The sequence below is a fragment of the Paenibacillus anseongensis genome (assembly GCF_009757995.1).
GTDB classification, from domain to species: domain Bacteria; phylum Bacillota; class Bacilli; order Paenibacillales; family NBRC-103111; genus Paenibacillus_E; species Paenibacillus_E chondroitinus.
Genome location: NZ_WSEM01000030.1, coordinates 78,932 through 103,175, shown reverse-complemented (window position 1 = coordinate 103,175; position 24,244 = coordinate 78,932). Strand labels below are relative to the sequence as shown.

General features: G+C 47.5%; 24 protein-coding genes. 16 read left to right on the top strand and 8 right to left on the bottom strand.

Translation table 11 applies throughout. The features are described 5' to 3' along the window. The first annotated feature begins 8 nt into the window (after window positions 1-8). From GON05_RS29135 to GON05_RS29125, 3 genes are all read left to right on the top strand, one after another. Complete coding sequence (locus tag GON05_RS29135; RefSeq protein ID WP_157324177.1) at window positions 9-5,168, top strand: bacterial Ig-like domain-containing protein; 5,160 nt, start codon at window positions 9-11, stop codon at window positions 5,166-5,168. 394 nt (window positions 5,169-5,562) lie between these two features. Further along, window positions 5,563-6,273, top strand: a complete 711-nt coding sequence (locus GON05_RS29130) for a metallophosphoesterase family protein (RefSeq protein ID WP_127458685.1) — start codon at window positions 5,563-5,565, stop codon at window positions 6,271-6,273. A gap of 140 nt (window positions 6,274-6,413) precedes the next feature. Further along, the gene (locus GON05_RS29125) at window positions 6,414-7,325 is read left to right on the top strand and encodes an AraC family transcriptional regulator (protein WP_157324176.1); all 912 of its coding nucleotides are present in this window, start codon (window positions 6,414-6,416) and stop codon (window positions 7,323-7,325) included. Between the two features lie 160 nt (window positions 7,326-7,485). On the opposite strand, the gene GON05_RS29120 is transcribed toward GON05_RS29125, so the two are convergent. The 7 genes from GON05_RS29120 to GON05_RS29090 all read right to left on the bottom strand — a co-directional run bounded on the left by GON05_RS29120 (window position 7,486) and on the right by GON05_RS29090 (window position 12,308). Further along, complete coding sequence (locus tag GON05_RS29120) at window positions 7,486-8,253, bottom strand: DODA-type extradiol aromatic ring-opening family dioxygenase (RefSeq protein ID WP_157324174.1); 768 nt, start codon at window positions 8,251-8,253, stop codon at window positions 7,486-7,488. 408 nt (window positions 8,254-8,661) lie between these two features. After that, a complete protein-coding gene (locus GON05_RS29115) occupies window positions 8,662-8,808 on the bottom strand; it encodes a hypothetical protein (RefSeq protein WP_157324173.1) in 147 nt (48 codons plus the stop codon). Between the two features lie 108 nt (window positions 8,809-8,916). Next, window positions 8,917-9,096 carry a hypothetical protein gene (locus tag GON05_RS29110; RefSeq protein ID WP_157324171.1) on the bottom strand — a complete coding sequence of 60 codons (180 nt, stop codon included), beginning with the start codon at window positions 9,094-9,096 and terminating at the stop codon, window positions 8,917-8,919. Window positions 9,097-9,893: 797 nt separating this feature from the next. Next, the gene (locus GON05_RS29105) at window positions 9,894-10,274 is read right to left on the bottom strand and encodes an ArsR/SmtB family transcription factor (RefSeq protein WP_157324169.1); all 381 of its coding nucleotides are present in this window, start codon (window positions 10,272-10,274) and stop codon (window positions 9,894-9,896) included. Window position 10,275: 1 nt separating this feature from the next. After that, window positions 10,276-10,698 carry an SRPBCC family protein gene (locus tag GON05_RS29100; RefSeq protein WP_127456908.1) on the bottom strand — a complete coding sequence of 141 codons (423 nt, stop codon included), beginning with the start codon at window positions 10,696-10,698 and terminating at the stop codon, window positions 10,276-10,278. Window positions 10,699-10,777: 79 nt separating this feature from the next. Then, window positions 10,778-11,158, bottom strand: a complete 381-nt coding sequence (locus GON05_RS29095) for a hypothetical protein (RefSeq protein ID WP_157324168.1) — start codon at window positions 11,156-11,158, stop codon at window positions 10,778-10,780. Between the two features lie 172 nt (window positions 11,159-11,330). Beyond that, window positions 11,331-12,308 carry an aldo/keto reductase gene (locus GON05_RS29090; protein WP_157324166.1) on the bottom strand — a complete coding sequence of 326 codons (978 nt, stop codon included), beginning with the start codon at window positions 12,306-12,308 and terminating at the stop codon, window positions 11,331-11,333. A 547-nt stretch (window positions 12,309-12,855) separates the two neighbouring features. On the opposite strand from GON05_RS29090, the gene GON05_RS29085 reads away from it, so the two are divergent. Next, window positions 12,856-14,319, top strand: a complete 1,464-nt coding sequence (locus GON05_RS29085) for a hypothetical protein (protein ID WP_157324164.1) — start codon at window positions 12,856-12,858, stop codon at window positions 14,317-14,319. Window positions 14,320-14,343: 24 nt separating this feature from the next. On the opposite strand, the gene yyaC is transcribed toward GON05_RS29085, so the two are convergent. Beyond that, window positions 14,344-14,949 carry a spore protease YyaC gene (yyaC, locus tag GON05_RS29080; protein ID WP_157324162.1) on the bottom strand — a complete coding sequence of 202 codons (606 nt, stop codon included), beginning with the start codon at window positions 14,947-14,949 and terminating at the stop codon, window positions 14,344-14,346. Between the two features lie 155 nt (window positions 14,950-15,104). Here yyaC and GON05_RS29075 point away from each other — a divergent pair, with 155 nt between their 5' ends. The 12 genes from GON05_RS29075 (at window position 15,105) to GON05_RS29020 (ending at window position 24,071) form a co-directional block, all read left to right on the top strand. Further along, window positions 15,105-15,851 (top strand): creatininase family protein, encoded by a 747-nt coding sequence (locus GON05_RS29075; RefSeq protein WP_157324160.1) that lies wholly within the window; start codon window positions 15,105-15,107, stop codon window positions 15,849-15,851. 4 nt (window positions 15,852-15,855) lie between these two features. Beyond that, complete coding sequence (locus GON05_RS29070) at window positions 15,856-17,259, top strand: hypothetical protein (protein ID WP_157324158.1); 1,404 nt, start codon at window positions 15,856-15,858, stop codon at window positions 17,257-17,259. 125 nt (window positions 17,260-17,384) lie between these two features. Then, the gene (locus GON05_RS29065) at window positions 17,385-18,095 is read left to right on the top strand and encodes an iron-containing redox enzyme family protein (RefSeq protein WP_127456901.1); all 711 of its coding nucleotides are present in this window, start codon (window positions 17,385-17,387) and stop codon (window positions 18,093-18,095) included. 138 nt (window positions 18,096-18,233) lie between these two features. Continuing rightward, complete coding sequence (locus tag GON05_RS29060; RefSeq protein ID WP_157324156.1) at window positions 18,234-19,703, top strand: aldehyde dehydrogenase family protein; 1,470 nt, start codon at window positions 18,234-18,236, stop codon at window positions 19,701-19,703. 28 nt (window positions 19,704-19,731) lie between these two features. Then, the gene (locus GON05_RS29055) at window positions 19,732-20,205 is read left to right on the top strand and encodes a GlcG/HbpS family heme-binding protein (RefSeq protein WP_157324154.1); all 474 of its coding nucleotides are present in this window, start codon (window positions 19,732-19,734) and stop codon (window positions 20,203-20,205) included. Window positions 20,206-20,257: 52 nt separating this feature from the next. Continuing rightward, on the top strand, window positions 20,258-20,851 hold the full coding sequence (locus tag GON05_RS29050) for a chromate transporter (protein WP_127456898.1): 594 nt from the start codon (window positions 20,258-20,260) through the stop codon (window positions 20,849-20,851). Then, window positions 20,848-21,378: a chromate transporter gene (locus GON05_RS29045; protein WP_127456897.1), complete on the top strand. Its 531-nt coding sequence runs from the start codon at window positions 20,848-20,850 to the stop codon at window positions 21,376-21,378. The genes GON05_RS29050 and GON05_RS29045 overlap by 4 nt, the downstream gene beginning before the upstream one ends. 90 nt (window positions 21,379-21,468) lie before the next feature. Beyond that, the gene (locus tag GON05_RS29040) at window positions 21,469-22,146 is read left to right on the top strand and encodes a GntR family transcriptional regulator (protein WP_157324152.1); all 678 of its coding nucleotides are present in this window, start codon (window positions 21,469-21,471) and stop codon (window positions 22,144-22,146) included. A gap of 45 nt (window positions 22,147-22,191) precedes the next feature. Beyond that, window positions 22,192-22,476 carry a 2Fe-2S iron-sulfur cluster-binding protein gene (locus GON05_RS29035; RefSeq protein WP_127456895.1) on the top strand — a complete coding sequence of 95 codons (285 nt, stop codon included), beginning with the start codon at window positions 22,192-22,194 and terminating at the stop codon, window positions 22,474-22,476. Between the two features lie 38 nt (window positions 22,477-22,514). Next, window positions 22,515-22,985: a RidA family protein gene (locus tag GON05_RS29030; protein WP_181646375.1), complete on the top strand. Its 471-nt coding sequence runs from the start codon at window positions 22,515-22,517 to the stop codon at window positions 22,983-22,985. A gap of 23 nt (window positions 22,986-23,008) precedes the next feature. Then, window positions 23,009-23,308: a hypothetical protein gene (locus tag GON05_RS29025; protein WP_127456893.1), complete on the top strand. Its 300-nt coding sequence runs from the start codon at window positions 23,009-23,011 to the stop codon at window positions 23,306-23,308. 205 nt (window positions 23,309-23,513) lie between these two features. Continuing rightward, window positions 23,514-24,071 (top strand): stalk domain-containing protein, encoded by a 558-nt coding sequence (locus GON05_RS29020; protein WP_157324142.1) that lies wholly within the window; start codon window positions 23,514-23,516, stop codon window positions 24,069-24,071. Window positions 24,072-24,244: the final 173 nt, after the last annotated feature.

The following is a 24,244-nucleotide window of genomic DNA, read 5'->3' as shown; positions in this document are numbered from 1 at the left end:
ATATAGCTTTGAATAAACGGCGTATGATTTCGGTCTTCATGTCTGTGGTTTTGATGTTTTCGATGCTTCCGGTGGCGTTAGCTGCGGATGCAATTCCATGGGAATTCAGTGCCTTCGGCGCAGGGACTAGTAGTATAAATACACCAGTGCCAACCATGAATGCAGACGGTTCCGTTACCATGCTAGCAAAAGACGGCAAGCTGGCTAGCGCAGAAGAAGGGATATCTTATTATTTTAAAAAATTAGAGAAAGATGCCAACCTTGAGATTCGTGCAACAGCGACTGTCGTTAATTTTAATAGTAAAAATCCCCCATCCACACCCAATCAGAAATCGTTCGGACTGATGCTGCGTGGAAGTTTTGCGCAAGGTAATGCCAAACAATCATCGAACTATATAGCCGTTGGAGGCATGGGGGATAAAGACAATACGCCGAATGTGGTGCAAGCTATTTATAAACAAGGCGTTAACGGGACTACTTCTGATGCTGCAAATACGAACAAGAAATTACTATTTAGCGGAGTGAGGGCTCCTGCACCTAAAGAGGTATATAACTTTAAAATCAAAAAATCCGGTGACGCTTTCGAGTTAACTGTCAATGGAGTCACACAAATCCTAACAGTAGATCATCTATTTGATGGCAATGATCAGCTATACGCCGGGTTATATGTTGCCAGAGATGCAGAGATCACGTTCAGCAATTTTGACATTAAAGTGGATGAGAGAGCCCCCAAACAGCTGAAATTGAATACAACTTCTATGAAAAAGGACTACTTCATCAAAGATAACCTCGACCTTACTGGCTTAAAAGTAACAGCCGTGTATGCGGATAATCACGAAGAGGAGCTTTCAGTAGGGGATTATCTTGTGACAGGGTTTGATAACAGTGTGGTGGGAACGAATCTCATTAAGATCCATTTCAACGGTCAAACGGCCACCATTCCTTTAAACATGAAGGACTTGGTTATGACGGCCATGGATATCCAGTACAAGCCGGCCAAAACCGACTACTATCCGGAGGAATTCTTCGATCCGCAAGGCCTGACAGTGCTGGGGCAATTCAACGGAGGCGACGTTTGGGCCGAGATGGCCGATTCGCAATATGCAATTTCCCTTCCGCCAGCGGCTGCAACCGTATCGAATGCAACCTATACACTCAAGACACCGGGAATCCATACCGTTACGGTTAGGTCCACAGTAACTACAACCACTTATGCGACATTCGATGTCACTGTGAAAAACGCCCACCTAACGGGCTTGGATATCAAACAGCTGCCGCAGAAAACCCAATTTTTCGTTGGCAAAACTTTTGACCCAGCCGGCTTGGTGGTAGAGGCGAAGTATAGCGATGCTTCAACCGTTAGATTATTGCGAAGCGACTACACGCTTTCAGCTCCGGATATGTCTACGGCAGGTACGAAGGACATCACGGTTACTTATAAAAATGTGCCCGATCCCGATAAGACAGTTAAGTTTCCTATCCTAGTAAAACAACAAACGATTATAGGAAGCCAAGTTACCGGATATCCGCAAACAACCTATGCGATTGGGGAGTCTTTTGATCCGGCAGGTTTAGAAGTGAAGGCGGTTTATGACAGCGGGGATCAGGAGCCGTTGGCGGATGCCCAGCTTACATTAGATACTTCAGCTTTTGACAGTACAAAAGCAGGTGTTTATCCCATTACGATTACGCCTGTAAATGCAGCCATTCCACCCACTGTGTTGCAAGTATCCGTCGTTGAACCTAGAGAGCAAGAGTGGAAAGTCATCCGCTTCGGACAATCCACCTCAAACACGAACAATACGGTTACGGTCGTTGAGCCAGGCAAATCTGCTACACTTGTCGCTTTGGAAGGCGGCGGTAAAGTGACGGGCGACCACGATGGGATTAGCTTTTACTATACGGAGCTGGATGCGGTCAAAGACAACTTTGAATTATCCGCGGATATCAAAGTTGTTGCTTATGCGAAAGATCCGCATGACGGTCAAGAATCGTTCGGCATCATGGCCCGAGATGCGATCGGAACGGCCGGAGACTCCGCCGTATTTGCTTCCAACATAGCTGCTGTTGGCGGATACAGCGGTGGCACAACGAAACAGAACGGTACGCAGTTGTTCGTCAGAACCGGTGTTACGGCACCGAATGGCACAGGCAGCCAAGGTGTCCAAAGCAAGATGTTGAGCGCGGTGAAACCAGCCCTCGCGAATACCTATCCAGCGGCTAATTATAAGCTGACGCTGACGAAAACGAACAGCGGCTTCACGGGTCGATTAAACTCCGATAAGGCCGAAGAGATTTTCGCGCCGAATATTATGACGGTGCAGGATGGCGACAAGATGTATGTCGGCTTCTTCACCGCTCGTCTGGCGACGATCGAAGTGAGCGGCATAGACCTGAAGGTGACCGCTGCGCAAACGGATGCGCCCAAGAAGGAACCTGCCCCGGCAGCCATCGATCCGGATATGAGCCTGACCGGGCTAACGAGAACTTCAACGACCGCGTATTCGTTTGGGCTGAAATCCAATGTCAGCGGTGTGGTGACGATTAAGCAAGGCTCGAGCCTCCTTACGCAAAATGCCCAAATTCAAGCGGGACAGCCGCTTGTGCTTAATACAACGGTTACGGCTAACACGTATACCAACTTTAGCGCGGCATTCGTGCCCGACGATACACAGTATTTGACGAACTACGGCAAAATTGTCAAAAACTTCACCGTCGATATGAAAACCTATGTGGATAACGGTGACATCTACGTATCGCCGACGGGAACTGCGGGTGGAGACGGTACAATCAACAACCCTCTCGATCTGGATACGGCCATTGATTACGTGAAATCAGGCCAGACTATCATCCTGCTGGACGGCAGATATGTACGCAGCGCCAAGCTGGAGATCAAAAAAGGCAACGACGGCACGGTCGATGCCATGAAATCATTGATCGCGGCACCAGGTGCGAAGCCGGTGATCGATTTTGACAAGAAGACCGAAGGTGTCGTTCTTAGCGGGAATTACTGGCATGTGAAAGGCATTGATTTCACGAGGTCTGCGGGCAATACCAAGGGCTTTACGGTAGGCGGAAACCATAACATCGTGGAGCTTAGCCGATTTTACGATAATGGCGATACCGGTTTGCAAATTAGCCGTACCGATGAGTCCGATTCGGATAAAACGCTTTGGCCGTCCTACAATCTCATTTTGAATTGTGAATCTTTTGATAATGTGGACCCTTCGAATAACAATGCCGACGGTTTTGCTGCAAAATTGACTTCGGGCGTGGGCAACGTTTTCCGGGGAGATATTTCCCATAACAATATCGATGATGGATGGGATTTATACACGAAATCCGGGACAGGAGCAATTGGTCCTGTTGTCATCGAGGATAGCATTGCCTATCACAATGGAACATTAACGAACGGCACGGTAGGTGCAGGGGATAAAAACGGCTTCAAACTCGGTGGCGAAGGCATCCATGTGCCGCATGTGATCCGAAACAGCATTGCTTTTGGCAATGGCGCTTATGGCTTTGCGAGCAACAGTAATCCGGGAGTGCGGGCGGAAAACGGGAATATCGCTTTTAACAATACGAAAGGCAATTTGAACTTTACGACGTACACGGGCATTCAAACCGATTTTCGTATCGATGGTTTTACTTCCTATCAAAAGGATTACACGGCTAAAGATAATTATCCGGCAGCCTTGAGTTCTGACACCAACTATCTATTTGATGGCTCTAAAAGCATGAACAAATCTGGCACGCAGCTGACGGATGCGAATTTTGCGAGTCTGGTTCCTGCACTTCCGTATCAAAGAGATGCGGTGGGCAATATCATCAGGGGCAACTTCCTGAAGCTGGTTAGTCCGAGTGCTCCATCCCGGTCGGATTCAGGGGGCGGTTCATTTCCTGGCAGCGCATCTCCTAGCATCACGGTGAAAGAGGTAACAGGTGGTGTGGAGCTAATAGGAGTACCTGCTGTAGCTACGATAGACGGGAAAAAAGTATCAACATTCTCAATCGCAGCAGATCAATTAAATAAAGCAATCGATCTTCTGAAGAAAGCGAACGGGAATACGATTATTGCTGAAGTAAAAGGCGATGGGACTGTAGCTGCTGTGGAATTGCCTGCAAGCTCGATAAGCGCAGTGGCGGCAGCCATGCCAAATTTGGAACTCTCGATTAGATCGGGCGGCATGACTTACAACCTGCCTCTCAAAGCGCTGGATGTAGAGGCTTTAGCTGCGAGTTTAGGGACAGATGCGGCGAATGTGAAAATCCACATTTCCCTTGAGCAGGTAACTGGCGCTGCTGCTGACCCAATTACAGCAAAAATGAAAGAAGATGGCGTCACGCCGCTAACCGCACCGGTAGAGTTCAGCATTGTTGCTGAGGGCAACGGCAAGAAGGTGGTTGTGTCTGATTTTGGTGGCACGTATGTCACCCGAGTGCTGACCTTGTCGTCAGCGGTTGACGCTGATAGGGTATCAGCCGTATGGCTGAATCCAGCGACAGGGGAGCTGACCTTTGTCCCGGCGATCTTTAACGTCGTTAATGGTCAAACCGAAGTTACGATGAAACGTACGGGGAACAGTGTGTACGCTGTCGTCTCTTCAGATCAGACCTTTGGGGATCTGATAGGCCATTGGGCCCAAGCGGATGTGGAGCTGCTGGCTTCCAAACTTGCCGTCAAAGGCGTTGCAGCTGGCACCTTTGCGCCAAACGCGTCCATTACGCGCGCTGAATTTGCAGCGCTGCTCGTCCGCGCACTGGGATTAAATGAAGCAGGCGCCAGCGCTTTCTCGGACGTACCTGCGAACAGTTGGTTCGCTGGGGCGGTGGGCGCTTCAGCAAAGGCTGGGCTGATTGAGGGCTTTGAAGATGGCTCGTTTGGACCTGGTGAGCAAATCACGAGGGAACAGATGGCTGTCATGATCACACGTGCCATGAAGTTTGCCGGGCAGCAGCCTGTGGTTATGGATCTGGCTCAGTTGGCTCAGTTTGGCGATAGTCCCGCCATTCATGAATGGGCTAAAGCAGCTGTCGCCGAAGCGGTTCGCGTAGGCATTGTGAACGGCGTAACGGATACGACGTTTGCGCCTGGCGCGTCTGCGACCCGCGGGGAAGCCGCTGTCATGCTGAAAAGATTGCTGCAGAAGCTGCAATTTATGAATTGAAAAGGCGCCCGCGAGGGCGTCTTTTTCATTAAAAAGCTCCTTCAAGCTAGCCATTTGAACCAGCTTCCTCTCTCATTGGATGAAATCCAATAGAAAGGCTATTTGGAGGTCGGAATTGTCCAATCCATTGGATGAATTCCAATGGGAGGGGTGAATTCGGTGCCAAATAACCCGGTTTCACCGGGCGCTATTGGATTTCATCCAACGAGGAGAGAGAAATCTCCCTCAAAAGTGCCTTCCCATTGGAAATCATCCAATGGAACATACGGCTCAGGCGCTTGCCCATACCCTCTTTTTCACATCTTCACCGCCATAAACAGGTAATCCCTATGATAAAATAGAATACTAGAGAGACTCGTAGGGGAATGAAGCCTGACATCAGGGGGTACAGTAGATGAAAAGAACGTTAGTCGTAAGCGATATCCATGGTTGTTTGGAGGAATTCAAGCAATTATTAGTTAAAGTCAATTTCAATGCTGAGGAAGACCAACTTGTCCTGCTGGGAGACTATGTGGATCGCGGTCCGGACAGTCGGGGAACGGTAGAATACGTCATGCGCTTAGTGCGTGAAGAGGGTGCCATTGCGCTCAAAGGTAATCACGACCAGCGGTTCGTAGAAGTGTTGAGCGAAGTAGATCCTTTGACGGAGATGAAGTTTTTCGAACATGGCGGTATCCAAACGTTCAGAAGCTTCTGCGGTCAGGACAATCTGGATATTAAGCAATCCAAAGAGCGGATTTTGGGCAAGTGCTTGGAACACGTAACCTTTCTAAACAACCTTCCGCTTTATTACGAGGATGAGGATCATATTTATGTGCACGCCGGGCTAAATCCCGCATTCGTTGATTGGAAAACGCAGCCGGAACGGGACTTTATGTGGATTCGTGCGCCATTTGTTCAGCAGCCGACCGTTGTGAAAAAAACGGTAATTTTCGGCCACACCCCAGCCAAAGATATTCATGGCAAAGCGGATGTGTGGTTTGACCGCGACAAAATCGGTATTGACGGCGCCTGCCCGTACGGCTTTCAACTCAATTGTTTGGAAATCAGGGGGAAAAACGAGTACACGACGTATTCCGTAGCCTCAAGAGGCAGCTGGAAATAGTCGCTGCTCAGCATCGCTAATCATGATCGGCGCACGGAATGATCGGAGTCGTCCCCGGATTCCCTTTTAGCAAGAAAGATCAAGAAGCAAGACGTTCAATCACGTACACTGTGGATAGCAGCAGGAGGGGGCAATAGACGATGGGCACCGAGTATGATACCCAAATCCAGGCGACATTGGATTATATTGAAGACCACCTTGCGGAGCCTTTATCCGTGGAGGGGCTTGCTCGTGTAGCCTGTTTCTCTGAATTCCATTTTCATAGGGTTTTTCAGAGTATGGTAGGAGAAGCGGTGATGGAGTATGTTCGGAAAAGAAGATTGGCGAGAGCCGCCTACCGAATCGCGCATACGGATCAAAGGCTGATCGATATTGCCCTCGACCATGGGTTTCAATCCCATGAAAACTTCACTCGAGCATTTAAAAAGGTGTTTGAGCGAACACCGCTCGCCTATCGGAAGCAAGGTATTGTGACACCGTTATATGCCAAAGCGAATGTGCTGCAAAGGAAATTAAATCCCAATCCCTATTTAGGAGGCATACGCATGGAATATCAATTGAGAACGAAACCGGCTTTTAAGCTAATTGGATACGAACTGAGGACGACTTGCAAGGAGGGGCAAAATCACCGGGACATTCCTGCTTTTTGGAACACGTATCTGGAAGAGAATAAGGGAAGCCGCATAGGCAATCGCGTTCATACGGATTCACCGGTGGAGCTTGGCCTTTGCACGGATTTTAATATGGAGACTGGGGAATTAACGTATCTGATCGGGATGGAGGCTACAAGCTTCGAGGGTGTGCCTGCTGATTTGGTGTGCCGTGAGTTTCCTGAGGCCAGGTATGCTGTTTTTACGACGCCCAAAGTGACCCCGGATCAATTCGTCGCCTCGATTCAGAGCACGTGGAAGTCTATCTTCGAGGAATGGTTCCCTCATTCGGGCCTAGAGCACGCAGGCGGCGTGGAGTTTGAGTGGTATGATGAGCGCTGCCATGCCGACAAGCATGATCAGTTTCAGATTGACATCTATATTCCGGTAAAAGATAAATAACAGCTTGTAAACAAAATAACCATCTTTTGTAATCGAAATGCAATCTTCTTTTCATCTGGGATTAAGGTTCGGGACCTATAATGAAATTCGACCCCCTTTTAATATATATATACTTAAGACCCGCAGCCCGTTGCTGTGGGTCTCTTTTTTTCTACTCCGGTTAAAAGGATACGGACAGATAACTCAGTGAGCCGACTTCATAGCTGCGGTGAATGACTTGAGGCGTGCGAGCCGGGTCGCCGCTGCCCATTGCGATATAGATCGGGATAAAGTGCTCTGGCCGAGGCACAGCCATGCGCGCATGAGGGGCTTCGGCGGCGTAGTTGAACAACGCGTTCAGGTTCTGAGCGCTCATGTTCTGCACGAGCCAATCGTCAAAAGCGACCGCCCAAGCATCCGGCTCCGTGGCTTCCCAGTTGAGCGCGCGCAGATTGTGCACGGTGGCGCCGCTTCCGATAATCAGGATATCTTCCTGATCGAGGCCGCGCAGCGCTTCCCCTATGCGATACTGCTCAGCAGGCGGCAGGTAGGGGTTCACGGACACTTGGATCACTGGGCAGACAGGTGTAGGGAACATGCGCAGCAGAGGCACCCATGAGCCGTGATCAAGTCCGCGCTCGGCGTCCAAGTTTACTTGGATGCCTTTGGCTTGGAAGCGCTCGGCAAGCTGAGCGGCGAGCGCTTTGCTGCCTTTTGCCGGGTACTTGATTTGGAACAGCTCCTTCGGAAAGCCGCCGAAATCATAGATGGTATCATAGACACCGTCGGTGGAGGAGATGGTAAGGACTTCCGTTTCCCAGTGAGCTGTAAAAATCACGATCGCTTTGGGCGATACCTTTTTGCCATAATCCAAAAGAAATTCGGTGCACGCCGAATCTTGAATAGCCATCATGGGGGACCCATGCCCAACAAATATAGGTGAAATCATCGTCATCGCTCCTTATAGTTACATTTAATAACCTAGTTACTTTATGTAACTTATATTACGCCGTAAGTGTCCGTCTGGTCAAGTAAGTTATTTACTTTTTGTAAGTTATTAAGTGGAGAGAGAGGAGCTAATCTCAGGTATAGTATGGCCTTCTTAGCTGAGAACCTTTCAGTGTTCGTCTAAGTTGTGCTTATTCTATCTTTACTCCGTTCCCTGCCACCAAACAGCGCAGAGTAACGGTAGCTTTTCCATCTACCTCAGCTGAACCTTCTACATGGGGCGTCAAGCTGGAACTGGGCACAGGAGTAGATAGATTACTTGGAGTTAGCGCTGATTCCTCCTGCAACTTTCCGCAATAGATCCATTTCGCTCAATTAACTCTGGTTTCTACCACTAATATCAGCATTTCTAGTAGTTTTCGTCCATTTTTAGCAATTTAGCTGTAGCCTCTACCGTTACTCCGTTCTCTGCCACCAAACAGAGCAGATAAACGGTAGCTTTTCCATCTACTTTAACTGTACCTTCTACATGGGGCGTCAAGCTGGAACTGGGCATAAGAGTAGATAGATTACTTGGAGTTAGCGCTGATTCCTCCTGCAACTTTCCGCAATAGATCCACTTTCGCTCAATTAACTCTGGTTTCTACCACTAATATCAGCATTTCTAGTAGTTTTCGTCCATTTCCAGCAATTTAGCTGTAGCCTCTACCGTTACTCCGTTCTCTGCCACCAAACAGCGCAGATTAACGATAGCTCTTTCGTCTACCTTAGCTGAACCTTCTACATGGAGCGTTAACTTGGAACTGGGCACAGGAGTAGATAGATTACTACTTGGAGTTAGCATCGATTCCTCCTGCTACTTTCTGCTATAGATCCACGTTTGCCTTCATTGCACAAACTGCAATGTAGGGAGGTAATCTAGGCAAGTTAGGGCCTCTACGTTGCACAAAGTGCAATCATTTCATCCAAAATAGGCTGAAATGGGGGATTTTCGCCCTCTACAATGCACAAAGTGCATTGTAGAGGAGTGATCGGGTCAAATTCCGCCTTCTTCATTGCACAAACTGCAATGTAGGGAGGTAATCTAGGCAAGTTAGGGCCTCTACGTTGCAGAAAGTGCAATCATTTCATCCTAAACAGGCTGAACTGGGGGATTTTCGCCTTCTACAATGCACAAAGTGCATTGTAGAGGAGTGATCGGGTCAAATTCCAGCCTCTTCATTGCACAAACTGCAATGTAGGGAGGTAATCTGGGCAAGTTAGGGCCTCTACGTTGCACAAAGTACAATCATTTCATCCCAAACGGGCTGAAATGGAGGATTTTCGCCTTCTACAATGCACAAAGTGCATTGTAGAGGAGTGATCGGGTCAAATTCCGCCTTTTCATTGCACAAAGTGCAATCATTTCATCCTAAATAGGCTGAAATGGGGGATTTTCGCCTTCTACAATGCACAAAGTGCATTGTAGAGGAGTGATCGTGTCAAATTCCAGCCTCTTCATTGCACAAACTGCAGCGTAGAGACTTAGGCGCAACTTGCCGCGCGCGAATCCTTGGCGCAACTTGCCGCGTGCAAATCCTAGGTGCGGTGGGAAAAGGCCTAAACGCAAAAAAACCTGGCCACAGCAGGCCAGGTTTTCTTCTAATCGGTCGGATCCACCAATTCCAACGCGGCAAAGGGGTTGCCGCCTACCTCGTCGTCGGACTCGACGAATCTTTTGAGTGCGTTTAATTTGTTTTCCCAATAACGCTCATAATAGGAAAGCCAGCGCTTGAGCTCCATCAGCGGTTCCGCTTCCAGCCGGTAGCGGGTTTCGCGGCCGACTTTCCGCTCTTTCACCAGCCCCGCGTCGGCCAGGATGCGCAAATGCTTGGACACCGCCGTGCGGCTGATCGGAAAATGACCGGAAATCACGGTCACAGGGAGCTCCTGCTCGCGAAGCAGCTGCAGCACCTGCCGGCGCGTCGGATCGGCTATCGCTTGAAACACATCATGTTTCTGCGAGGGGGAGGGGGCTGACATCTTAAGCCTCGATGTAAGCCGTAAGTTTCTTCGCGATACCAGCCCAGCCGTTCGCCATCATCTCGCGTACAACGGAATGAGGTTGGTTGAATTCCGTAACCTTGTCCGCATCCCAGCCAGAGTGGATGAGAGTGAATTCGGTTTTGCCATCTACATCTTTCAATTCAAATGTAAGCGACCAGTCCTTGCCCCATGCGAAAGAAAGGCGGTTAGGCGGCGTAACGTCCGTCACTTTGCAAGGGGAGTTGCCGAAAGGTCCGGCTTCCAAGTGAAATTCATACCCGGCTTCCGGTTTGAAATTGTTCGGCATGAACCAAGCCGCAATGCCCTCGGAAGTCGCAACGGCATCCCATACTTTTTGAATCGGCGCGTTAAAAACGACAGTTTGTACAATGTCCGGTAGTGTGTTTGTTTGATTGCTCATTTTAAAATTCCTCCAATAAATGATGTGTTGTTATTTTGGACTTGTTGCTGATTTTGCACTTCACTTGAATCATGTGCTGTTAACCCTTGCTCTTCACCTTATCCAAATGACGGAAACGGAGCGCGGACCATGTCTCGTCCACAGCCACATTGCTAACCGCGCGATACTCTGAGATGCTTGAAACCAAGGCAAACAAGCTATCACGGTTAATGTTCGTCTTGATCTTCGAGCTTTGCTTCGGATAGGTGATCCAGAACAAAGCGTCGTCTTTCAGATACTGGATCGCCTTAGGCGCCCATTCTTCAACTTCAGCTGCGTCCTTCACAAAAAGCTGGACGAAATCGTAAGTCCCATTCGGCTCCCCGGACTCTTCAATACCGAGCGCATAGCCTTCAGGCGCATGGAGTACGAGAGCTCGTCCTTGCTTATAGTGCAGCTTTTTTAGTAATGCTTCTTGCATCGCCTGCGCCTGCCTTTCCATACCATGCCTAGCTTACTTGTAGGTTGTCCTAAAATACATTCGCTCATGAAATACGAAACCAAATGGTTACATATTGGATTATACGAAACCTTTTGGTTTCGCGTCAAGAGAAAAAAAAGCAGCTACCCTCTAAGAGAGCAGCCGCTGTTATTTACCAAGCGTAAGCTTCCGGCGCCGCTTTACCGGGACCAGGGAAGATTTCATCCAACTTTTTCAAAGTCTCTTCACTTAGTGAAACTTCAGGTACGCGTAAGGAATCCTGAAGCTGCTCAATGGTTCTTGGTCCGATAATCGGTGAAGTAACAGCCGAATGTGATAGAACCCAAGCCAAAGCAACAACATCTTCTTTTTCGCCGATTTCTTTGCAGAGTGCGGAGAATTGCTCCAATTGGCTGCGATGCTTCTCAACCCGCTCGGCAGAACGGGTGCTGCGGGCACCAGTACCTGCCAAGGCGTTACGGCCGAGCAAGCCTCCGGCAAGCGGACTCCACGGAATGACGCCAAGACCCAGCTTCTCAGCAGCAGGAAGCACTTCCAACTCAGGCAATCTGGCAAGAAGGTTGTACAGATGCTGTTCGGAAACTAAGCCTAGGAAATGGCGGGCTTTCGCTTCAGCTTGAGCACAGGCAATGTGCCAGCCTGCAAAGTTGCTGGAGCCAATATAGTCGACAGTGCCTTGGTTCACCGCGGATTCGAACACACCCCACAGCTCATCCCAACTCACGTTGCGATCGATATGATGCATTTGGTAAAGCTCAATGTGGTCGGTTTGCAGTCTTTTGAGAGAAGCTTCCAGATGACGTCTGATTTTGTAAGCAGACAATCCACGCTCTGAGTTAGGTCCATCATGCGGATCATTCATATCGCCATAGGCTTTAGTCGCAAGAATAACTTTCTCTCTGCGTCCACCGCCTTGCTTGAACCAACGGCCGATAATTTCTTCCGTCCAGCCCCTTCTTTCAACGCCACCGTACACATTAGCTGTATCGAAAAAATTGATACCCGCATCCAGCGCGGCATCCATAATTTTAAAAGCTTCTTTTTCCTCAGTTTCTGGTCCAAAATTCATGGTTCCCAGACATAATTGACTAACCTTTAAGCCGGATTTCCCTAAATACGAATACTTCATGATTCATCCTCCCACATTCCTCTTGATATTAGTAAGTACTAATTGCTGAAGACTTGTACGTCGTGATGATAGTTTCTATTTTATAGAAGTTTCTACATCAGTGAAAGTAGTGAAAATGTTTACAGTTGGTGCGTGAAAAGTAACCTTCTATAGAAGAAGTTACTAACTAACCCGATATTTTGGAATTGTATACCAAATACATTTTTGTTCTTTCGCTCTCCGTAAAAATCTGTTAAAATGACATTGAAATCGCTTACACTATTTTTGGGAATAACGGTGAAACTTAAAAAATTGAGGTGATAACCACATAAGAAGAGATCTTTCACGTAATTAATGAAATGTTTTAGGCTGAAAATTGTAGTTCTTAGCAAGCATTGCAGTACCGAAAACAACATACGTCATGTTTTATAACACTATATCCGCGAAATTCATTATTTTTAGACCTGTTTTTAGTATTTTTTTGTATACAATGCACCAAATATCTATTCACACAGAAGAAAATGCGGTATAATTTTCTTCGAAGGTCAAAAAATGATGAATACGGGGGATGCGGATGATTACTTCATCACATGTTGTGTATGCTTTAGTGACATTAAGCGTTATCGTCGTCATGTTGTTAAAACGAGGAGTCGTCATTCCCACCTTAATTGGTACCTTCTTAATCGGATGGATTTATAAGGGGGATGTGATCAGCGGGTTCAAAGCAGTCTACAACGCTAATCTGACTGCAGCCAAAGAATTATTTACGATTTTCTTGATTATTACGTTTATGGTCGCTTTGCTGGCTTCTTTGAGGGATATCGGCGCTGACAAGCGCATGATCACGCCTATTCAGAAGCTAATGGTCAATGGTCACATTGCCTACATTGTTTTAGCTGTTGTTACATATGTCATTTCACTTTTTTTCTGGCCGACGCCAGCCGTTCCGTTAATCGGAGCGCTGCTGATTCCGGCAGCCATTCGTGCAGGCTTACCAGCAATGGGAGCCGGTATGGCTATTGCGATTGCTGGACAAGGCATGGCATTATCCTCTGACTATGTCATGCAAGTAGCGCCGATGCTTAGCGCAAAGGGTGCAGGCATTGATACGGCTTCCGTAGCGGACAAAGCGATGATCTTGTCTCTCATCACGGGGGGCGTAGCGCTTACCGGAGCTTATCTGATGAACAGAAAGGCGATCCGCAAGCCGGAAAGCACGTCTGCCGAAACCTCAAATCAAGTACAAGCTATTCGTGTTGTACAGACAGCTTCCGAGTTTCCTGAAGCGGCTGCAACCGTAGAAACGCTTAGTCCGGCCGTCATTCGATGGTCCAAAGTGTTCGCCGTGCTTGTTCCACTTTCCATGCTTGCCGTAATGGTGGTCATGATTCTAAGCAAGCTGGGACACAAAGGCATGAGCGGATTTGAAGGAGGAGACGGCGCCGCGTTTATCGGCGGTGTGGCGGTTATCCTGCTCATTTTATCTTGTACATTATTCTCCAAAGTTCAAGCCTTGGATAAGATCAGCGATCATCTGACAGAAGGCTTCGTTTTTGCATTCAAAGCCATGGGGCCGGTTATTCCGATCGCAGGATTCTTCTTCCTGGGGAATGCAGATTTCTCCAAAAGCATTCTTTCCCTAGGCGAAGGCGATAAAGCGCCGGCGATTCTCTACGATTTGGTGATGTCTGTACAGCATCTGATCCCGTCAAGCGGCATCCTCACTTCGTTTGGATTGTTGGTTATGGGGATTATCGCTGGATTAGAAGGCTCGGGTTTCTCCGGTCTTCCTCTCACAGGCTCGCTATCCGGTGCTTTGGCGCCGGCGGTAGGTATGGATCCTTCCACGTTGGCGGCTATCGGCCAAATGGGGTCGGTATGGTCAGGCGGAGGGACGCTGATTGCGTGGTCATCGCTCGTAGCGGTTGCCGGATTCGCCGGTGTCTCGGCGATTGATTTGGCGCGGAAGAACTTCCTGCCGGTTATTATCGGCTTAAGTGTTTCTACGATTTTAGCTGTTTTAATATGGTAGGTTAAAAAAAAAGCGCCAAGCCATTTACGTCGCTGACGATAGATGGTTAGGCGCTTCATTCCCTAATTGAGGAGCAGGCATTAGCTGTGGCATGATGTCTTGACAGGATTTTACCAAAAGACGCGAGATCACCGCTGACATTTCATCAATAAACGTAAGACTTGTGTGCTCCATGACTTTATGGTTGAGCAAGCTGTGGTTGTTAATAATCCCTTTGAGATGAATATGACCGATAGGGGGGAGCTCTTTATTTAAGCTGACACCGGGCTGAAGCGGTTCTTCCACTAGTTGGAGCGTTCCGATTTTGTAGAACTGGCCAAGAGCGGCATCAACAGCAATCGTGTAAGCTTGATTATGTGTTTTGGTTATGTGAGCGATCGTCTTCTGTAAATTGAGTGCATGCACGGGTTTCTCCAGCGTTCCATAAAGATGAACATGACGGTTGCCTTCGAACCGCTCGGATAACCGGCTCCCGACCATCGGGCCCAGGGAATCCCACGTGTAACGGTTGGTGCCGACGCATATAATGACAATTTCCGTGTAGGCCGGTTTTGATAAATAATGATTCGTTAAAGCTTCAGACAAATAGGCAACAGATTTCTTATCAAGGTAATGAATATGGCGCATCATGGGGTAAAATCACCTCTCTTCCGTAAGTAATATACGCCGAGCAGCTGTACAGTATGAGTAGACATCCTGAACGGATAGAAAATCATAAATTATACTATATCCTAATATAATCTTGGTATACAATATACACAAGTAGAAAAAGGAGAGTGAAAGCGATGTCGAATGCTTATATTTTAACACAAATGACATGGCCAGAGGTAGAAGCAGCGCTCAAAACGGTCAAAATTGCCATTATTCCACTAGGCGCACATGAACAGCACGGCCCTCATATGGTTGAAAGCTGCGATGCTGTACTAGCTGAAGAGATGGGAAAAAGGCTAACGGCAAGATTATACCCGGAGGCACTGCTAACGCCTACCATTAATATGGGCGTTTCGCCGCATCATCTTCATTTTCCGGGTACAATTTCCTTGGAACCTACAACCGTTATTGCGATTTTGCGCGATATGATCAAATCATTAAAAAGCCAAGGAATTGAGAAATTCCTGGTCATCAATTCGCATGGCGGCAACCAAGCGACCCTCGGCGTGGCAGCAGATACGCTGACAGCGGAGCTGGGAGTGTCCCTCTTTTATGCCAAAACGACGGCTTCTGCGAAAGACGTGATGGACAGGCGGCTTACATCCAAGCTGTACGGTCACAGCTGCGATCGCGAGGTGTCCGAAGCGATGTATTTGGCGCCTCATCTCGTTCGAGAGGACAAACTGGAAAAAGGCGACATTCAAGAGGGACGGTGGAAGAAGCTTCGTCCGGGCAGTCCCCTTCAAGGCTTCTATTATTATGAAGAAATGACACGAAACGGCTGCATCGGCGATGCGACGAAAGCCAGCCGGGACATCGGAGAGGAGATTGTTGAGACGGCCCTTGAGCGGTTGACTCAAGCCGTTAGAGACATGATATAAACTTATGAAGCAAGCACTGTTTATTGCAGCGATCGCCGCCTATCTTGTCTCAGAAATCTATCCCAGCGAGTGGCTGACTTGGCTCCAGTCCGGACTTAGTCTTGTCATTATTGTCATCGCATTTCGCTCGATCAAGCCATTCGTGCAGCTATTAGGCACAATTTTCCTAAGCACGGGCGCCATTCTTCTAGCGTTGAACGGAGCCTCATGGACGGATTACTTCCTTAGCTTCGGCAGTATGCTGAACGTATTAAGCTTATTTGTGCTGATTCCGATGATTGCCCTGCCCATCGAGCTCGGACACTACGCGGTGAGAGTACAAGCGATTCTCTACAGCAAGGTGCAGCACTCCGGTATGCTGTATTGTATTACTTCATTATTATCCTATATATTGAGTTCGTTTATGAACCTGGCCACACTGCCGATGATGTACCACAGCATTCAGCCTTCCCTGCAATATTATCCGATTCAGCAAAAAGACAGATTTATTAGCCGGGCGATTACACATGGCTACAGCATGCCAATTCTGTGGACACCAGTAGCTCCGATTGTCGGGATTATTGTAGAAATGACAGGTGTAAGCTGGAGTGCGATTTTACCTATCGTCATCCCGTTCAGCTTATTAGGTCTGGCTTTGGATTGGCTGATGGGGACGTGGGTCGCTAACCGCCGGCTGAAAAAGATCAGTCTGACTACACTTGAGGAAATTTCCGCTGCCAGGGAAAGTGCGGTTGTTCATCAACCAAATGAGTCTAACGAGGTCAAAGGGAGCCATCCTTGGCAAATTCTTATCGCGATCGTTGTCCTTAATGTTCTTGTTTTTGTATTAGAGCGATTTACGCATATGGGATTCCTGCTGTTGGTCTCGATCATCGTTATTCCCTTCGCTTACGTGTGGTCCTTGATGTTAGGGAAGGGCATGGCGTTTATTACAAGCAGCCAAACCTTGCTATCGTCTCATGTGCTGAAAATGAAGGATCAATTCTTCGTTTTCTTAAGCGCCGGTTTTATGATTTCAGCTATTAAGTCTACAGGCAGCAATCATGCGATCAAAGAAGGGATCATGGCTATTCAACATGCCATCGGGTCTGATCTCTTTTTGCTCATGATTCCGCTAATTCCGTTAGCGCTTGCATTTATCGGGCTGCATCCTGCAGTTGGATTGGCTCTGGCAGCGGAGTCATTGAATCCGCAGGCGCTTGGTATTTCCGTGCAGCTGATGGCGATCGCTATGCTTACGGGGGCGGCCACGGCGTTTTTGATGGGGCCTTACAACGCTACTGCCGGGATGATGTCTAACTTGATAGGGAAAAGCTCGTATAAGGTTTCAAACTGGAATGCACCGTTCACCATTGTGTATTTAATGATGTCGATGATTCTTCTGATAATCTTAAAAAAAGTGGGTTGACAGGGCAGCCCAATCTAAGTAATAATAAGTCCATGAAATCATTTTGGTATACCATATACCAAATACCAAAACAATCGACGAGTTGATCTACTACGACACTTTACATTTTGAGAGGAGAGTTTTATATGACAACAGCAGCAACTGAATCCCGTTTGATGAACAAAGAGGAATTCCGCTATGCACTTGAGCAAGCCATTGAAGGCAATGCCGTTTCAAAAGCTCCTTTTACAACAATGTGGGCCAATGGTGAATTGAAGAAAGAGCATTTTGCCAGATGGGTAGAACAGCATTACGCGTATGTAGGTCCATTCGCAGAGTACTTGGCTTACATCTATGCCAACTGTCCGCATGAGGATGCAAGAGACTTCATCCTGCAAAACATGTGGGAAGAGGAACTCGGCGGCGACCGTCACACCGATTTGTTAATTCGTTTTGGTGAAGCCTGCGGAACGACCCGCGAACGCGTGGAATCCATGCAGCACCTGCTCCCTGAAACTATCGGTTTGCAATCCTGGTGTTACCGGATGGCTTTCAAAGAAAATTTCTTATTCGCAACAGCAGCGCTAGTTGTTGGACTTGAATCTCAAGTGCCTGCCATCTACCGCAGACAAACGCCAACGCTTCGCAATCACTACGGTTTTACAGATGAAGAAGTGGAATTCTTCGATTTACATATCGTTTCCGATGAGATCCACGGCGAGCGTGGCTACCAAATCGTACTTGAATACGCTAGAACACCTGAAGATCAACAACGCTGTATCAAAATTGTAGAAGAAGCTACGAAAATGCGCAGAATGTACATCGCAGCGATCTCCCGCGAATTTTGCCTGGAATAGTCCTTATCTCTTATAAATGTTCATAGAAAATAGAAGTTAAACCGTTCCCGGGAAGTTGAATTCTCGGGAATTGGTCTAACTGGCATACAGACCCTGCTTTTGAGCCGAAATTGGTCGTTAAAGAGAAAGGGGATTGACATGGCAGCAACAGAAACAGCCGTACAGACTTTCAAAAACTTGATTAACGGGGAATGGGTAGAAGCCGCAAGCGGTGAAACCTTCACGACTATGAACCCGGCTAATGTGAAAGATACCGTAGGAAGATTTCAAGCTTCGACCGAAGAGGATGTCATCCAGGCTATGGAGGCAGCTGAGCAGGCCTTCAAAACTTGGCGTCACGTTCCCCCTACCAAGCGAGCGGAAATCTTGTACAAAGCAGCGGATTTGCTGGAAGCAGGTTTGGAGCAATATGCGGAAGAACTGACTCGCGAGGAAGGAAAAACGGTGGCCAGCTCCCGGATGGAAGTGAAACGTTCCGCCCAAACGCTCAGGTATTACGCTTCTGAAGGATTAAACGTTTCCGGCGAAACGCTTCCCTCGGATGATGCAACGACCTTCGTATACACACGCAAAGAACCGTTAGGTGTTATTTCCGTTATTACGCCTTGGAATTTCCCGATTTCCATTCCGGTACGCAAGATCGCTCCCGCGTTAGTTACGGGTAACACCGTGGTCTTCAAACCGGCATCGAACACGCCGTTGATTGCTTATCGGTTAGTGGAGGCGCTTCATCAGGCTGATCTCCCAGCCGGCGTAATCAACTTCGTGACAGGCTCCGCTTCCAAAACAGGCGTGCCGCTAGTCACACATTCCGCCGTCAAAGCGGTTACTTTCACGGGTTCCACGGGGGCAGGAGAGAAGATCAATCGACAGGTACGATTATCCACTCGCGTGCAGCTGGAGCTAGGCGGTAAGAATCCGCTGATCGTGATGGATGACGCCAATATTGATCACGCGGTCGAGCTCGCCGTGAAGGGCGGATTCGAATTAACGGGTCAAGCTTGCACAGGCACGAGCCGGGTTATCATCATGGACGCGGTGCATGATGAATTTGTTGAGAAGCTTGTAGAAAAGACCAAGCAGCTCAAAGTCGGCAACGGGTTAAGCAAAGGCGTTGACGTCGGTCCGCTGGCGAATGAAAGCCAACTTCGCAATGTGCTCGATTACGTCGCCATCGGAAAAGCGGAAGGCGCTGAGCTGGTCGTAGGCGGTGAGCAGCTAACCGACGGCGATTACGCCAATGGCTACTACGTAACGCCAGCCGTATTCGTCGGCGTTGCACCTGACATGCGCATCGCGCAGGAAGAGATTTTTGGACCAGTCATCTCGGTGATCCGTGTGAGCAGCTTCCAAGAAGCGATGGACATCGCCAATGATGTGGAGTTCGGACTATCCGCAGCGATTTGCACGTCCGAGTCCGGCCGGATTCAACATTTTATCCAGAACATCGAGACCGGCATGGTGAAAATTAACCGTCCTACGACGGGGAATGCCTACAACGCGCCATTTGGTGGCGTGAAAATGTCCAGTACAGCAACGTACCGCGAGTCCGGTCGTGCGGCACTTGATTTTTACACGCAAATCAAAACAGTCTACCACGGCATCTAAACGCTAGATTCATAACGGAGGATCTGACATGAAATCGGTCTTAAAGCTGGAGCTCGAAGAAGCAAAAGTGATGATAGAGGCAGCGAAAATAGCGGCGGAAGACGTTAAAGCCTTGGAATCCATCTGTATCGTGGATGACGGCGGCTACATCATTGCCCTGGAGCGCATGAACGGCGGGCGGATTACCGGTCCTGAGATCGCAACGTCCAAAGCATTTACGGCAAGCGGCCACAAGCGTTCCACGCATCTGTTCAACCAACCGGGAGGACCTGCGACAACAACCGGAGAAGCGTTCGGCATTCACGTGATGATGCCAGGTAAGTTTGCGATCTTCGTTGGCGGATTCCCGATTGTCGTGAATGGCGAAGTCATTGGAGGCGTCGGCGTTAGCGGAGGGAACGGTGAGCAGGATACAGCGGTCGGCACCGCGGCGTTAAAGGCTTTGCAGCAGCATTTGGGCAGCGAATATGAAGTAATGACCCAAGCGGATATTAAAAAATAAACGCGGTTCGTTCCTTGTGAAACTAGCTGCACATGGAGAGGGAAGAGGGAAGATGGTGTATTGGAATCTGTTCCTCGGTTTTTTTCGAATTGGTCTCCTTGGGTACGGCGGCGGGCCTACCATGATTCCTTTGGTTCATGCGGAAGCTGTTCAGAAGTACCAGTGGATGACGGACGATGAATTTACAGATGTACTTGCGATGGGAAATGCATTGCCCGGGCCGATCGCTACGAAAATGGCGGGGTATATCGGTTACAAGGTGAAAGGCTACTTAGGCGCATTTATTGCAATAGCCGCTATGGTCATTCCCGTGCTTGTAGGAATGATTTTACTTCTTGGCCTCATCTATAAGTTAAAGGATTCCGGAATTGTAGGCGGCATGACGCATGGCATTCAGCCCGTTATCGGTGTGATGATGGCGGTTATGGCTTATGACTTTTTCAAAAAAGCTTGGCAAAGTTGGGTGAAGAGCAAAACGCTGGCGTGGACACTCATCTCGATTATTGCGCTGGTTCTGCTTAACTTGAATCCAGGCTTACTGATTGGCATCGCGCTTGCTTATGCGTTCACGGAGTCAACTTACTTGGCTAACAAAAAGAAGCGCAACCAGCAGCAACGCGATGCAGACAGGGGTTTTTCAGCATGAAGCTCTTAGAAATATTTTGGGCCTTCTTTGTTCCGAACATATTAGGCTACGGTGGAGGACCGCCGATTATCCCGCTGCTTCAGGCCGAAGTAGTTGACCACTACGGATGGATGAACGTGGAAGAGTTCGGCAATGTGCTGGCGCTCGGCAATGCACTGCCAAGTCCAATCGCCACCAAGCTTGCCGGATATATCGGGTATCAGGTAGGCGGCATTCTTGGCGCGGTTGTTGCGTTAATCGCCACCATTCTTCCTACAGCGCTAGCGATGGTCCTATTGTTCAAGTTCATCAACTTCTTCAAAGGAGCCCCGCAAGTCATGGCGATGACGCTGATCGTGCGCCCGATCGTCGCTGTTCTTCTCGGTACGTTGGCGCTGCAGTTTTTCAACAGTGCGTATCAATCGGCGGGTATTTGGCAGACAGCATTCTTGGCAGCGGCAAGCTTTATGGCTTTGGAGAAATGGAAAGTACATCCAGCGGCTGTCGTAGGATTGGGTTTAGTGTATGGGGCTTTTGTGCTGGGCTGATTCGGCGGTAGACCTCCGTATTTTAAAAAGTTGATTGGTTATGGTGTATCGATTACACTGTAAGAAAACGCATTCGCGGAGGTATACCATATGCCGGACAATCCAGTTGTTTGGAAAGATGAGGAATTAAGCCCGATTCGGGATAAAGTGTTTCAATATATTAAACAAGCTATTGTTCAAGGAGTATACAAATCCGGTGACCGGATTATCGAGAGAGAGTTGGCCGATCAATTAAACGTCAGCCGAACGCCCATCCGGGAAGCCTTATTCCGGCTTGAATCACAAGGTTTCGTCAAGACGCTTCCCCGTAAGGGAGTGGTGGTTTCCAGACTTTCTCCGGAAGAAATCATTGAAATCTTCACGATTCTCTCTTCGTTGGAAAGTTTAGCCGTTAAGCTCGCTGTGAAGAAGCTGGAACAGCAGCAACGGGACGAACTGAACCAAATCGTTGTCGAAATTGACACCGCATTAGCAAAACCGACGTTTGAGCAATCGGACTGGAAATACCATTTTGAAGCGAATGAAATTATATTCCGGGCAGCTAAGAGTCCGAGATTAACGCAAATGTTGGATGGTTTATCCGACTATATTCGCGCCTTCGTTCATGTTGGCTATGAACTCCCTGGACGCCAACGCAAAGCGATGGAGGAGCATAGGGATATTGTCAAAGCTGTGCTGAACGGTGAAGCGGAGTTTGCAGAAAATTTAACGAAAATTCACGTTGAAAACTCGAAGAAAGCTTACATGGAAGCTTTGGAAAGAGAATAATTGCCGTATTTGCCTACGCTCATGCTGCTGTATGGAGGTTGTGAAATGCCTAATGTGACATTGCACCAAAATGGCCAAGTTTATCAGCAAGAGGTTACTGAGAATAGTAACTTGGTGGTTTTAGCGGGGGTGAAGAAATTCCCTCATCTGAAGTATGGCTGTGGTATGGGGAAATGCACGAAATGTATGGTGAAAGTGGTTACCGGTGGCGATAAGCTTCAAGAACCTAATTGGAAAGAAAATAAGATGCTGGGCGATAAAATTAATGAGGGCTTCCGCTTAGCATGCCAGTTATATATTTCGGAAGATATTGAGCTTTGTCAGGAATAGGACAGTGAGGCAGCAGTAAATATGGGGGATGACTTATTGTGCAAACCTATGGACAAGTTGAAGCCAAACTCGAGGAACTGAACATTCTGCTGGACTCTCCGCCTAAACCAAGTGGCAATTATCTGCCCTACACCATGGTACCGCCTTTGATTTATTTGAGTGGTGTAACTCCGAAGGTGGGTGGAGTGCTTCAATATAAAGGCAAGGTAGGACACGAGCTTTCGAAAGAAGAAGGATATCAAGCAGCCAGGCAATGTGTGATTAATCAATTAAGCACATTAAAGGCTATATTGGGAGACCTGAATAGGGTGACCAGTATTATTAAAATGGAAGGCTTCATCAATGCGGAAGCTGGGTTTCAGGATTTGCCTTTTGTATTGAATGGCGCTTCTGACTTGCTAGTTGAGGCATTTGGGGATAAGGGCTTACATGCCCGTTCCGCTATAGGCGTTGCTGCATTGCCCGGAGGGGCGGCAGTTGAAGTAGAACTAATTGTGGCTTTTAAATAAAAAAATTGAGCGGAGGGCTTCATATGAGCGAATATATTCTAGTATCCACAACTGACCGTTACCGTACGGTGACTAATAATCCGAATTTAGAGTTAGTGGCCGCATACGAGTATTATTTTTTCGGCAAGAAAAAAACACTTTTTGAAGTATGCAAAATCGTTGGTGACGATGCGAGAATCATCATTCAAGGGGTTTCCGAGAAATTCGCAGATAACAGCATTCCGCTCAAAGTATTTCCCAAGTTCGATTCCACCGCTCAAATAGAGAAAGAGATCTATGAATTGGACATCGACAAGGATAGTAAAATTGTTAAAACGGCGTAGGGAAAAGGCGCAGGCTCTTGGAGCTTGCGTTTTTTTTGTGTGATTCACACTTCCTTATAAATCGATATTGTAGAATGTTGCTGTTGTTTGTAACATGCTAATGCACCGCCCCCATCTGCTGCGTTTTTACATAATATGGTATTATTGAAAGGCGGAAATTTTAAAAATAAGCTTATATTAATTTTGTGAAAAAAGGAGAATGTTAGTGAAAAAAATATTATTCGGATTTATCATTGGGGTTCTATTATTTAGTTCTGTTCAAGCTTATGCTGCTGGAGGGACAATGATAGAGGCTTATTACACAATCAAGGGTATTTTCAATAATAACGAGAAAGTCGTTTTTCCTGAAGATTCATCTCCCTTTATTTATAATGGTACCACTTACGTTCCTCTAAGAACAATGGCTGAAATTATGGGTAAGGAGGTAAAATGGGATCCAGAACATCAATATGTAATAATGAATAAAAATGCAGAGGAAGCATGTGTGCCGACAGAGGGGAATAATCCTAAATTAATAAGAAATATATGTATCTCAGATAGAAATGTTAAACTTCCGGATAACGTATACTTTGATGGAACTTTACTTTCTTTAAAAGGGAAAGAGACGTACTTGCCGGCATTAGTATTAAAAAAGGATGAATCTTTTTTAGTTATTAGTCCTAAGAGTGGTATTGTAATTGATCAGAAAACTGCACCCAATGATTTAAATGCTTTTGATTTTCTTAAACCATATATTGTTGGTTACGATCTAGTAGTAAGGTAAATTAAATTGCTGCAAATTAATGGATAGTTAAATTGAAATAAAAGATAGTATAGATTTTTAGTTATGAGAACTAGAGTTCAATTACAACTAAAGGCAACTGATTTACGACCGGTTGTCTTTGGCTTGCAAAGGCATTAGCGTGGTTATCTACATGGTGCAAGCACCTAATCCGG